We start from the raw sequence: 13,586 nt of genomic DNA on the forward strand, positions 1-13,586 counted from the left end.
TGGCTATCAATTCAATTTTTCCTTAATTATATAAAAGTTAAAAAATTATAAAAATAGAATATATAATAAATATATATTTTAATTTAATAATATTAGTTTAATTAAATTTTATTTAAATGTTCATTCATTTTTAGAAAAAAAATAATAAGAAGATTTATGGAAATAATTTACTTAAATATTATGATTTAATTTTTTCTAATTCGCTTAGATCTTTTAAACCATAATGTTTGAGAAATTCTTTAGTAGTTCCATACAGGCTGGGACGACCTGGGGCTTCAAGTTTGCCAACTATTTCAATTAGTTGACGTTCAATTAATTGAGCAAGTATGCCTGAAGAATCAACACCTCGAATCGCGTCAATTTGAGGTCTTGTAATAGGTTGTCGATAAGCAACAATCGCCAATACTTCAGTGGCAGCACAAGAAATTTTTTCCGTTCTTTTTTGCCGATGTAAAATATCTAAATAGGGGGCATATTCTTCATGTGTGCGCAAGACATAACCTTGAGCAATTTCTTCCAATTTGAAAGCACGTTGATGAGCAATGAATTCTTGTCTCAAAGAATTAATAATTTGTCTTAATTGCTTAGGTCGTAAAGGATAAAGAGTATCTGTAATTTCACGAATTTTAGATAGGGGAAGAGGGTCGGAACTTGTGAAAAGCAGTGCTTCAATGACTTTTTTAATGGTTTGTTGTATTTGATGATCGAGTTGAATTATTTCTTCGATCTCATCAGAAGGTTCTTGCTCATGATATTCATTTGAGATTTCAACGTTGAGATTGGGTTTTTCATGAATAGAGGTTGAAGTAGTAGGAGATGGTTTTTGATCTCGAGACGAAGGAAAAGCAAATTCAGCCTGAAAAAAATTCCACTCTTTACTCATTTATCATCCTTTTGCTTAAGATATACCAAAACCTGAGATTCGGGATTTTTGCCAATACCTATACTTCCAATTTTCATCAATTCTAAAATAGCTAAAAAGATGACAATTAATTCTAAGCGAGGCATATCTGATAAAAATAAATAATCAAAAGGAAAAGAAGATTGTTTTTGTAGTTGTAATTTTATGAAGCGAATTTTATCGCTTACACGCCAATTTTCTTCTAAAATTTTTCCTTTCACTTGTTCTGCACGTTTGGCCATTTCCTTAAATAAAATTGATAATTCTTCTAGTGAAATATCTTTTAATCCCAAAGGCTTTTTCCACGCATTCTTTGAAGTTCCCCGGAAATAACAGGCTAGTTGCTTATCCTGTCTGGCTGAAAGTTCTTTAGCAGCTTGCTTAAAACGACAGTAATCCAAAAGGTGATGAATAATTTCAAAATGAGGATCTTCCTGAACTGTTTCTGCTTCTAAAGAAAGTTCCTCAATTGGTAGCAACATTTTACTTTTCAACCAAACTAAATAAGAAGCGCTTCCTACAAATTCGGCTCCTTTTTCTAAATAATGAGTTTCCCATTCTTTCAATTTTTCTAGAAATTGTTGAGTGAGCTCTTGAATAGAAACGTCATAAATATTGATTTCTTCTTTTTGAATTAATGAAAGGAGAAACTCTAGCGGTCCTTCAAAATTTTCTAAAGAGAAACGATTGTAAGTTTGAATCATAAACAAAAATCTATATTTTTTTAGTATTTGCAGAATAAAATACCTAAATTTGATTTCTTATGCTACTGAGATTGTGTTGATTTAAATATTTAACATGTATCTAAAATTAGATGTAGCGAGTCTAATCGTGAAAGATTTGGCTAAAAGCGAAAAATTAACTGCCATTTCTTAATTGGATCAAAAAAAATAAAGATAAAAGTAACTAAGAAATTTTTTACAGCCTGATTGAAAATAAATTTTAACACGTTTGACGAGTAAATAATTATCAATGCTAAATTTAAGTGGAGGCGAATAACTTTTCCTATGCTACGCGATTTGTACCCATAACAACTTGTGTTTTCCACACGAAATACTAGATATGGCTAATATATCCTTCAACTTCTTCAAGTGAATGAATATATAATAAGCAACTTAATTGTGTTAAACAGCATTCAGTCTATAGGGGTTTTCACATTTAAAAATTACGTAAGGTTCCCCAAGTTTACAACTTCATTACCGATTAAAAAAGGATTTGCTTCTGTATGAAATGCGATTCTTTGAACATGTAGTTTTTTGGATATAAAAATATTTACAGAAGAAGGACAACAAAATTGTCTTATTGAAAGCTTATCCGGATAAAATGGATATGCAAACGAAGGATAATCAATGAGACACAATGTTCAACTTCCTCCAATAACCAGCTAGTTTTAAACCGTACTTTTCAAAAGTTTTTATTTCGGGTTTGATTACATAAAATTCGAATTAAGTATTTTATAGGCTATTTTTTTCTTCTAAAAGGAATAACAAATCGCTATCATCATTCCAATTAATAAAAGGTTTTTGACACACGAATCCAATAAAAATCTCCCCAAATGCTACAAATATAATGCTAAATTCTTCCGCGACTTTATTAAAATCTCGCATATGTAATAAATTAGACTGATTGTTTCAGGTATTAATTCCAATTCTTTGATAATTTGTTTTTGAATAGCTATTTCTTCAATAAAATTAGGTATAGTTAGGAATATTAGCCTGAATTTTTGATAACTAATGTGAGAATTTCAAAGCGACAGGAATTTTAATATTATAGATTAAGCGGTTCTTTAAGGGAAATTTTATGAAGAAAGATGATTAAATTTTGATTGAATATGTTTTGTTTAAAGAATAGGGGCTATAGCATCTAAAAGAAATTCAGGTGAAAGGTAATGGCAGTAAATCCAAGCTTATTTTGTTTCTTAAATCATTACATAAAATGGTATTATTTTCATTAATAGTAATATATTTTCTAATATTTTATTTAATTTATTAGAGTGAAAAAAAGTTAGGATTTTTAGTTTGTCCAGCAGCTAAATGTTACGATATTTTTCAATGAATTATAGTAAGAAAATTATCAGTTAAATTATTATTATAAAATTGATTTTCTCTATATTTTTCATTGTTTATAATTTATAAAATTCTATTTTAAATTTTAAAGTGTCAATTTTTTTATTTATTTGTATATAAAAATTAACTTTAATAAATACTCCAAAAAAAACGATTGTTGTTTTAATAGACTTCTTGCATAACTCGCTTTTGGTAGATATTTTGGCTAATTTAAAGATACCTAAAGTTTTTGCCGATCTCTTAAATCCATCACATTTGAATATACTGGAAATTTTGAATTGAGAATGGATAAGATTTAAAAATCAATGATCATTCCCTTTTGGTAAAAATAGCTGTTTTAAGGAGCGTTATTTATGAATAAAAATTGGTTGAAGCTATGGTTTGTAACTTTGATGACTATCTTAGTTTCTATAGAAGCTCGAGAGCAAGATTTATTAAAATCTAGTGATATCGATCGAATCATGAGCCAGATTTTAAGCCAGCATGTCGATAAGCGAACCATGACGAGTAAAATTTTGAATAGCTCTATAGCGATTTTTATTAATCAATTCGATCCTGAACGTATTTACCTACTAGAGAGCGAAATAGCTCCTTATGCGCATTTATCTCAAAAGCAACTTGATGAATTAGTGGAACAATATAAACAAAACGATTTTGAATTTTTTGAGCAAATAAACAAAGTTTTTCAAAATGCTATTGAGCGTTCAAAAAAACTTCGTCATGAAATAGAAATTAAAGATAAAGAAGCCTTGTTTCAAACAACAAGGCCCTCGATTCAAAAAATTGAAGAAAGATTATTTGCTAAGGATGAAAAAGAATTAAAAAAACGGCTGCTAAAAAATTTAGAAAATTTTATTAGCCTATATAAAAGTCGTCATGGAGAGCTTTCTACAAGTTCTAAAAAAGAATTTGTTTTGAAAACTTATGAAAATCATTTAACAGAATTCGAAAATCAATATCTTTATCAAGATGATCAGGGAAAACCTTTATCTTACGCACAACAAGATAATTTATTGACGATTCATATTTTAAAAGCCCTTGCGAATAGTTTAGATTCTCACACGACTTTTTATCAAACTCACGAAGCTTATGACATGAAAGTTCGATTGCAAAAAGAATTTCAAGGAATTGGACTGATTTTACGCGATCAAGGAGATAAAATTATTGTATCTCGAATGTTAGAGGGTGGGCCAGCCGCAAAAAGTGAAGTTATCCAGGCAGGAGATATTTTGCTAGGAGTAGATGGAATTTCAACAGAAAAACTTTCTTTTGATAAAGTCATGGAAATGTTGCATGAATCTAAACAAGCACAAGTAGAGCTGTCTTTCAAACGAAAAGAAAAAGATAAGATAGAAGATAAAATTTTTAAAGTAGAACTTCAAAAAGAAGAAATTGTTTTAAACAATAATCGAGTTGATGTTAGCGAAGAGACTTTTGGCAATGGAATTATTGGCAAAATTACCCTTCATTCTTTTTATCAAGGAAATGGAATTTCCAGTGAAAAAGATGTTCGAGACGCGATTGTAGAATTAGAAAAAAAAGGTAATTTAAGAGGGTTGATTTTAGATCTTCGAGAAAATAGTGGCGGATTTCTTTCGCAAGCTGTTAAAGTAGCAGGCCTTTTTATTACTAACGGGGTCATTGTTATTTCTAAGTACTCCACTGGTGAAGAGCGCTTTTATCGCGATGTGGATGGAAAAATAGCTTACGATGGACCTCTCGTTGTTTTGATTTCTAAAGCTACGGCTTCTGCTGCAGAAATTGTGGCTCAAGCATTACAAGATTATGGTGTCGCCATTGTAGTTGGGGATGAGCATACCTATGGGAAAGGGACCATTCAAACCCAAACCGTAACCGATGATCAAAGTACGTCTTATTTTAAAGTAACAGTTGGAAAATATTATACAGTTTCTGGAAAGACTCCTCAAAAAAATGGGGTAAAAGCCGATGTCATAGCTCCTGGACCTTGGAGTCTTAAAAATATTGGGGAAGTAGATTCTAGCTCTCTCACTTCCGACTTCATTTCTGATGCTTATGAAGACAACTTATCTGACATCGCTCCGGATGTTAAATCGTGGTATTTGAAATATTATGTTCCAACCATTCAGAAACGTACTGATCAATGGAAAGATTTAATTCCCACACTCCGAAAAAATAGCGAATATCGACTAGCGCATAATAAAAACTATCAATTATTTCTAAAAGGAAAAGCGCTTGATCTAGAAAATGAAGAGCAAGATGAAGAGTCGGAATGGTTATCAACTGGGAAAAAAGCTAAGAATTTTGGGGTTGACGATTTGCAAATGCAAGAAGCTGTCAACGTAATCAAAGATATGATTGTTCTCTATTCTATTGAAAAGAAAAAATAGAGGTGTCAAGCCTCCTGATACAGATTCAGGAGGCTTGATAAAAGGTAAGAAAAGAAACTTATATAAAAACGTTGCACAAAAAACAACCATTCAATAAAGTACTTTCTTTAAGTTTGGCCAGATAGCTCAGTCGGTAGAGCAGAGGACTGAAAATCCTTGTGTCGCTGGTTCGATTCCAGTTCTGGCCATTCTTCTTTATTTCACTCATTAGTCAACTCTCGACTTTTATACTTATATTATGGCTGCCATAATGAATGAAAAATAAGAAAATTTGAGTCTGACTGTTAAAAATGCAAATTCCGTTAAATTGAGATAAGGAAATGTTTTTTTAACTAACTTGGAATCGGAAGCTTAGTTTTTTCGTTAGCAATCTAGTGCAATGTAAGTGACAAATATTTAAAATATTATGATCGGCTAAGAGAAAAATAATAAACGTGTTGAAATTAGATGAAAGTTTTTTTCTGATTGATTTCAAACGATAATTAGGGTAAACTTCGTTTTCTATTGATTTTTTAAACATCAGAAGACTGATTATTTATTGTTAAGGGGTTCACAATGTACGCCATTATTAAAACAGGTGGAAAGCAGTATCGTGTCCAAGAAGGAGACATCATTGATGTAGAACTGCTCAATACCGACCCAGGCGCTCAAGTTGAGTTTGGAGAAGTCTTATTCGCTTTTGACGGTGCGAAGACACAGATTGGCAAACCGGGTATTCCAAATTTTCTTGTTTACGGCGAAGTGGTAGGAACAGTTAAAGGGGAAAAAGTGACAAGCTTAAAATACAAGCCTAGTCATAATCAGTGTCGTAAGTGGGGTCATCGCCAGCACTATACACGTGTTAAAATAACTGGTATTGGAAGCAAGCGTAAAGGAAAGGAAGGAAATCATGGCTCATAAGAAAGGTCAAGGGTCAACCCGTAACGGAAGAGATTCTCATTCAAAACGTTTGGGAATCAAAGTTGGTTCAGGCGAAGTTGTTAGAGCTGGAAGCATTCTTGTTAGACAACGCGGTACAAAATGGCATCCTGCTAAAAATGTTGGCCGTGGAACAGATGATACTCTTTTTGCCCTAGCAGATGGAGTTGTAGCCTTTCGTAAGTCTAACAAAACTTATATTTCAATCGAAACTGGTGCATAATCTCCTCTCGATTCTTTTGATTTGAAACCTAGCTTAACTAGGTTTCAAACTTTCTTTGTTTTTTCTTCTTTATCTGTCAAATTTATATTAATTACTTATTGTTACTCCTAGAGGGATCATGTTTGTTGATCGTGTAATCATTGAATTGATAGCTGGCAAAGGCGGAAATGGTGTTGTGGCATGGCGTAGAGAAAAATATATTCCTAAAGGTGGTCCGGCTGGAGGAAATGGGGGGCGAGGAGGTTCTGTTATTTTAGAAGCAGATACCCAAATTTCATCTTTGGATTGGTTTCGCCATCGTCGCATATTAAAAGCTCAGAGTGGAGGAGATGGAGGAGGAAATTGCCGCCAGGGAAAAAATGGAGCAGATTTAATTTTGAAAGTTCCTTGTGGTACCCTCCTCAAAGATGCCAAATCAGGTAAAGTCATACATGACTTTGTAGAAGATAAAGAAAAATTTGTGCTCTGCAAAGGTGGGAGAGGAGGAAGAGGAAATGACAGCTTTAAGACCCCTACTCATCAAGCTCCTAATATTTGTACAGAGGGAACACTTGGTGAAATTCATCACATAGAGCTGGAGCTAAAGCTAATTGCAGATGTAGGATTGGTTGGTTTTCCAAATGCAGGTAAATCAACTTTGATTTCCTCATTAGCAGGATTGAGAGTGAAAGTAGCAGCCTATCCTTTTACTACACTACAACCTAACTTGGGATTTATTGAATTAGATAATTATAAACGCATTTATATTGCTGATATTCCAGGAATTATTGAAGGAGCTAGCCATAATCGAGGTTTGGGATTAGAGTTTCTAAGGCATATTGAAAGGACTAAACTTCTTATTTTTATTTTAGATGCATCAGGCATTGATGGAAGAACCCCTTCTCATGATTTTCGAATTCTCCGTGAAGAAATTGGAGCTTATAATCCTGAATTATTAGAAAGGCCCTATCTAGTGGTATTAAATAAAATAGATACAGAAGATTCGCCTTCTCATATTCAAGAATTTGAAAAAAACTTCTCTATTTCATCTGATATGCTTTTTAAAATTTCAGCTGTTTATGGCGAAGGTTTACAAGAGTTAATTGAAAAAATGACACAACGCCTTTCTCAGAAAAAAGAAATCGAGTATTAGTCAGATTTTAGTTCTTGCTTGGTAAAAGCACAATACGAAATATTAATCTTTGCTAATTCAAAAAATGGTAAAATTTGTTTTGAAATATTTTTTTTAAAAAACTATTTTTTATTTCTTAGAATTAAATTTTAACGAAGATCGTTTATGATGAGTCAAACCTTGAAAAGGTTTGACTCATAAAAATTTGCTGAGTTTCCATTTAGCTATTGCACTCGCTGACTAAATGAAGCAGGTTGAAAAGGTTGGCCAGTCAAAGCATTCCATTCTGATGCTGAAATTGAACCGTCTGGATTAAGGACCTCAAAACGGTAAACAGGTAAGAAAATTTCTTTTTCATTTCTAATTTTGAAATCGTTTCCAAAAGCCACTTGAGCTAAATTGACGATTTGATTGCGTGTATAAGTTTTGCTAGCTTTTTGATCATTAGTAACAGGTTTTGAAACAATTTGCTGTTTTAGCCTGGTTTGAGGAAGGATTAAAAAACGTGGATTTTCAAAATGAAGCTGTAAAATTTGTCCTTTTTGGATAATAAGATGTTTTTGTTTAGCACTCTCAATCCAAGGTTCAAAAATTTCTTTTTCAATTTTTAATTCTTTTTGAAGTTCATCTATGGTTAAAGCTCCTTGACGTCGAGCTAGAGCTTGGATAATTTTAAAATCATTTTTAGAAGCTCCACAATCTAAGCAATCTTTAAACCCATGTGTCGTTTCCCATGTATCACTATTAAGAACAATTTCTCCATTAGTTAATCCCCAAAGAACAACTCCTTCTCGAGGCCTTTGATCTTCTGTGTATTTCACATCTAAAAGTAGATAGGGGTAATATTTTTGAATGGGTTCTTGAAGTGTTTTACGATCACTATCGACTAGTTCTTGTCGATGAGTATTAATAATTTGTTCGGGAGAATACTTGGATTCAAGGGTTGAGATATCTTGATTATCCACGTAATGCAAAAGGCGATCTTTCCAGTCTGCTACTAATGTACTGTTTTCCCAAGCCCACCAACCACCAGCAGATGCAGCGATTAATAAGATAATTAAAAAGGGACGAAAAAAAGGCGATTGGTTATGCTGTTCTTTTTTACTCATACTTCACTCCATTTTCTGTTAAGAGATATGGGAAAGCATAATAAGACAGGTTTTTGTCGTCAATGTCATCGATTAATTTTGTTTCAAAATCGAATGTAAACAATCGTTATTTGTGGAGAGAAATTTTATGAAAAGGGCCTGAAGTTAAAGTTCAGACCCTTTGAGAGATTAATCTTTCATGGAGAGAAGAAATTCCACATTGCTACCTGTCTTTTTCAAGCGCCCTAATAAAAGATTCATTGCATCTCCCGGAGCTAAGTCGGCAACAGCTTGACGAAGAAGATAAATTTTTTCTAATTCATTAGGATGATAAAGTAACTCTTCTTTACGAGTTCCACTCTTAATCAAATCAATAGCTGGATAAATGCGACGATCAGCCAAGCGACGATCGAGCACTAATTCCATATTACCAGTTCCTTTGAATTCTTCAAAAATGACTTCATCCATGCGCGAACCTGTGTCGATCAAAGCCGTTGCAATGATTGTTAGAGAACCGCCTTGCTCAATATTACGAGCAGCTCCAAAGAAACGTTTAGGTTTATGTAAAGCATTTGCATCAATACCACCTGTTAAGATTTTACCAGAATGTGGTTGGATAGTATTATAAGCGCGCGCTAAACGAGTAATCGAGTCTAAAAGAATGACAACATCATTTCCATGTTCCACCAAGCGACGGGCTTTTTCAATCGCCATTTCGGCAACTTGAACGTGTCTTTCAGGAGGTTCATCAAAAGTGGAAGAAATGACTTCGCCGCGCACAATACGTTGCATGTCTGTTACTTCTTCGGGGCGTTCATCGATAAGCAAAACGATTAGTACAATTTCAGGATTGTTACAAGCGATCGCGTTGGCAATATTTTGTAAAAGAATGGTTTTACCTGATCTTGGTGGAGCAACGATTAAACCTCTCTGACCTTTACCAACAGGAGCGGCTAGGTCTAATACTCGTGTGGATAACTTTTCCTTGGATGTTTCCATCACCATTCGTTCATTAGGATAAAGCGGGGTCAAATTTTCAAATAAGATTCTCTCTTTTGCTTTTTCTGGTGGTCGACCATTGATTTTATCGACTTTGAGTAATGCAAAATATTTCTCTTTATCCTTTGGTGGTCGAATTGTTCCACAAAGAGTATCACCCTTTTTTAAATCAAATCGCCGAATTTGTGCAGGAGAAACATAAATGTCTTCAGCCGAAGGGAGATAATTATAGTTAGGAGAACGAAGGAAACCGAAACCATCTGGAAGAATTTCTAAAACACCTTCTCCATATAGAACTTCATTTGGATTTTCAGAGATTGCTTTGACAATTTCAAATACCATCTGAGACTTAGTTAAAGAGCCAAGGTGTTTAAGGCCAATTTTTTTGCCATATTGATTGAGCTGATCAATATTCATCCGTTGGATATCGGCAATTTTAGTAATTATCTCAGGTTGTTGAGATCTTTCCTGAACAATTTGTTGATGATATTGTTCAGAGTTTTGCTTATCAACTGAATTGTCCTCACATGTCAACGAGGTATCAACTGAAGTGTTCTCTTTGTTCTCTGGGTCCATTAAAAATAAGACTCCAATGTAAATGGTTAATAGTTAAATATATATTTTTAATTCTTGGTATAATTCTCTCAGGGATTGTTGAAGTTCTGATAAAGTTCCATTATTTAAGACGACATAGTCGGCTCGAATAGCTTTTTCTAATGGCGATATCTGCCTTGCCATTCTGCTTTGAAACTCTTTTTCACTCTTATGAGTATGTGTTTTGAATCTCTGAAGGCTGATTTCTGGATCAGCAACAACCGAAATAATAGTGTCAAAAAATTTTGCACCGTCACTTTCATATAAGAGGGGAACTTCCGCAATGAAGAAAGGAAACTGATTTTTGCTATCCTGTTGTTTTTGATATTGTTGTTCTATTTCGCCATACACAGCCGGATGCAGAATTTTTTCTAAACCGGTTAAAAGTCGATAATTTTGAAAAACTCGCTCTGCTAATAAAGAACGATGGATTTGATTGTTTTTTAGAATAGATTTTCCTAATAAATCAACAACCTTTTGGCTAACGTTTACATCGGATGACAATAAGTGATGGACAATTTCGTCAGCGCTTACAGCGTAAGCCCCAAGTTCTTTTAAGATACGGCAAACTGAAGATTTACCACATGAAAGACCGCCTGTTATGGCTACTTTTCTTAATTTTAACATTCTTTCCAATTTTTGCCAATATGGATATTAACAATCAACGGTACCTTTAGATTTATAATATTTTCCATGGTATTCTTAACTAAATGAGAAATGGATTCTAACTCTTGGTTGGGAACCTCAAAAATAAGTTCATCATGAATTTGTAAAATCATAAATCCTTTTTTCTTTTCTTGTATAAGAAGGTTATTGATTTTTAGCATGGCCATTTTAATCAAATCAGCTTGCGTCCCTTGGATAGGAGTATTTACTGCAAATCGATCTGCTGTTGCTCGAATCATGGCATTTTGACTTCTAATTTCTGGAAGCAGTCTTTCCCTCCCATACATTGTTACAGCCTTGCCAGTCTCTCTTGCTGATTGTTTGCAAGCTTCTAAAAATTCTTTGACCTTTCCATAACGCTCAAAATAACGTTGAATAAAAGCAGCAGCAGTTTTTGTATCAATTCCTAGTTCATGAGCTAAGCCAAACGCTTGTTGTCCATAAATCAAACCAAAATTAACTGCTTTAGCTTGATAACGTTGTTCAGAGGAAACTTGTTGAAGAGGAACATCAAAAATTAAAGAAGCGGTATATTTGTGAATATCTTCATTGGATAAGAAAGCTTTAATTAGCACAGGATCTTCGCTTAAGTGAGCAAGCAAACGAAGTTCAATTTGAGAATAGTCTGCTGACAAATAGCTCCACCCTTCTTTTTCAGGTCGAAATGCCTCTCTAATTTGACGACCGACTTCAGTGCGGACAGGAATATTTTGTAAATTTGGATCTTGGCAAGACAGTCGACCTGTTGCCGCCATAGACTGATTAAAATTACAGTGAATACGTCCAGTTTTAGCGTTAACTTGAAGGGGTAATGAGTTAACATAAGTTGAGCGAAGTTTTTCTAAAGTCCGATATTCGAGGAGTTTTTCGGCAATGGGATAAGCATGTTTGAGAATTTCTAGAACTTCCGCATTTGTTGAGTGACCTGTGGCAATTTTTTTAGGGGGTTTGATTCCAAGTTTATGAAATAAAATTTGACTGAGTTGTTTGGGAGAGTTGAGGTTAAAAATTTCTCCTGCTAACGCATAAATATTTTGTTCTAAGCAATGAATTTCTTGCCCAATAAACTGGGATAAATGTTTTAGATAAGCCGTATCAATAAAAATCCCATTTCTTTCCATTTGTGCAAGAACGGACAATAAAGGAAGTTCTAAATCAAATAAAAGAGAAGTTAATTTTCGCTCCTCTAGTTGAGATAACAAAATGTTTTTAAGTCTAACGGTATAATCTACATCTTCACAACAATAATGGCATATTTTATCTAAAGCCACATTCTTCATGTTAAGCTGGTTTTTTCCTTTCCCGATTAATTCTTGTATAGCGATTTTAACCTTATCAAATAATTCTAGAGCCAAATGATCTAATGAATGTTGTCTTTTATGAGAATTAAGAAGATAAGAGGCTAAAATCGTATCAAAACTTATATTTGCAACAGAAATATTGTGATTTCTTAAAACATGATAATCGTATTTAAAATTGTGTCCATAAAAACCAATTGAAGGATTTTCAAGTAGTGGTTTAAGTTGACTTAAAACGAAATCACCATTTAATTGCCCGTTCAAGGGAATGTACCAAGCTTTCTTTGGTTCTACACCTAAACCAATTCCGACAAGTTGGGCTTCTAGAGGACGAAGATCCGTTGTTTCAGTATCTAGACAAATTTCTTTTTGCTGCGATAGATAGGAAATAAGGTTAGCTAAGGTTTCTTCATCATTAACAAGCTGATAAACTACCTCATTTTGACTCTCTAGGTCTGAAAAACTAATCCCACTTTTTACAGCTTCCAACTCTCGAATTAAAGAAGAGAAATTCATTTCCGCGTAAAATTCTTTTAAGCTTTGATAAGCAGGGGATGTTAATTTAAAAAAATCTTCTTGGTTGGGAAAGGAAACAGTTGTATCGACAATAACAAGTTTTTTACTTAACAAAACTTTTTCTTTTTCAGATATTAGCGTGTCTTGTTTTTTTTTGCCTGAAACTTCCAAAGGATGTTCTAAAATATAATCTAATGAACCAAATTTTTCTAGTAAGTCGGCAGCAGTTTTAGGTCCAAAGCCCGTAAGGCCTGGAATGTTGTCGGATGCATCTCCTATTATTGCTAAGTAGTCAATTATTTGTGCAGGCATCACACCAAACTGTTCTTTCACACCATTAGCATCAATAATTAAATTATCCTTAAAAGTGTTCAAAATCAAAATTTGGTTGCTGACAAGTTGGCACATATCTTTATCGCTAGTACATATATACGCTGTGGTGTTGAGGGTTGCAGCCCATTTGGCAATGCTGCCCATTGTATCATCAGCTTCAACACCTGGAACCATTAATTCTGGAATCCCCATCAGTTGACAAAATCTTTGCGACCATAAAATTTGGTAAAGCAAATCTTTAGGCATCTCTTTTCGATGAGCCTTGTAGGCAGGATAGAGTTCTGTTCTTTTTTGGGAGTTGTTAGGTCCATCAAAAACAGCTACAAGATGAGTTGGATTAAAATCTTTAATTAATTTTAAAACTGAACGGACGAAACCAAAAAGAGCATTGGTAGATTCACCTCTGGCATTGGTCATTTGTCGAATCGCGAAATAAGAACGATAAATGTAGCCAGAGGCATCTAGAATATAGAGTTTATCCATGATAAATCATTAGTGCCTTAA

The 13,586-nt window shown here is 33.7% G+C and carries 10 protein-coding genes and 1 tRNA gene; 5 read left to right on the forward strand and 6 right to left on the reverse strand.

Annotated elements, in window-relative coordinates; translation table 11 throughout:
* Positions 1–178 precede the first annotated feature (178 nt).
* Positions 179–883, reverse strand: a complete 705-nt coding sequence (gene scpB, locus BU804_RS10675; protein WP_075884052.1) for an SMC-Scp complex subunit ScpB — start codon at positions 881–883, stop codon at positions 179–181.
* Positions 880–1,605, reverse strand: coding sequence for a segregation and condensation protein A (locus BU804_RS10680; RefSeq protein WP_075884053.1), 726 nt, complete (start codon positions 1,603–1,605; stop codon positions 880–882). Before BU804_RS10680 ends, scpB begins: the two co-directional genes overlap by 4 nt.
* A 1,715-nt stretch (positions 1,606–3,320) precedes the next feature.
* Here BU804_RS10680 and tsp point away from each other — a divergent pair.
* From tsp to obgE, 5 genes are all read left to right on the forward strand, one after another.
* On the forward strand, positions 3,321–5,336 hold the full coding sequence (gene tsp, locus BU804_RS10685) for a tail-specific protease Tsp (protein WP_079988715.1): 2,016 nt from the start codon (positions 3,321–3,323) through the stop codon (positions 5,334–5,336).
* A 115-nt stretch (positions 5,337–5,451) separates the two neighbouring features.
* A tRNA-Phe gene (locus BU804_RS10690) sits at positions 5,452–5,524 on the forward strand.
* A gap of 367 nt (positions 5,525–5,891) precedes the next feature.
* Positions 5,892–6,236: a 50S ribosomal protein L21 gene (rplU, locus tag BU804_RS10695; protein WP_011174767.1), complete on the forward strand. Its 345-nt coding sequence runs from the start codon at positions 5,892–5,894 to the stop codon at positions 6,234–6,236.
* On the forward strand, positions 6,226–6,477 hold the full coding sequence (gene rpmA / locus BU804_RS10700; protein ID WP_011174768.1) for a 50S ribosomal protein L27: 252 nt from the start codon (positions 6,226–6,228) through the stop codon (positions 6,475–6,477). Before rplU ends, rpmA begins: the two co-directional genes overlap by 11 nt.
* Positions 6,478–6,595: 118 nt before the next feature.
* Positions 6,596–7,609, forward strand: a complete 1,014-nt coding sequence (obgE, locus tag BU804_RS10705; RefSeq protein ID WP_075884054.1) for a GTPase ObgE — start codon at positions 6,596–6,598, stop codon at positions 7,607–7,609.
* A gap of 203 nt (positions 7,610–7,812) precedes the next feature.
* Here the strand turns inward: obgE and BU804_RS10710 are convergent, their stop codons facing one another.
* The 4 genes from BU804_RS10710 to polA form a co-directional block, all read right to left on the reverse strand.
* On the reverse strand, positions 7,813–8,697 hold the full coding sequence (locus BU804_RS10710) for a hypothetical protein (protein ID WP_226996194.1): 885 nt from the start codon (positions 8,695–8,697) through the stop codon (positions 7,813–7,815).
* Positions 8,698–8,865: 168 nt separating this feature from the next.
* Positions 8,866–10,251: a transcription termination factor Rho gene (gene rho, locus BU804_RS10715; protein WP_102035395.1), complete on the reverse strand. Its 1,386-nt coding sequence runs from the start codon at positions 10,249–10,251 to the stop codon at positions 8,866–8,868.
* A gap of 33 nt (positions 10,252–10,284) precedes the next feature.
* The gene (gene coaE, locus BU804_RS10720; RefSeq protein WP_011174772.1) at positions 10,285–10,896 is read right to left on the reverse strand and encodes a dephospho-CoA kinase; all 612 of its coding nucleotides are present in this window, start codon (positions 10,894–10,896) and stop codon (positions 10,285–10,287) included.
* The gene (gene polA / locus BU804_RS10725) at positions 10,890–13,565 is read right to left on the reverse strand and encodes a DNA polymerase I (RefSeq protein ID WP_075884055.1); all 2,676 of its coding nucleotides are present in this window, start codon (positions 13,563–13,565) and stop codon (positions 10,890–10,892) included. Before polA ends, coaE begins: the two co-directional genes overlap by 7 nt.
* Between the last annotated feature and the right edge of the window lie 21 nt (positions 13,566–13,586).

Origin of the sequence: Candidatus Protochlamydia sp. W-9, from assembly GCF_001950615.1 — a bacterium.
In the GTDB taxonomy this organism is placed as follows: Bacteria; Chlamydiota; Chlamydiia; order Chlamydiales; family Parachlamydiaceae; genus Protochlamydia; species Protochlamydia amoebophila.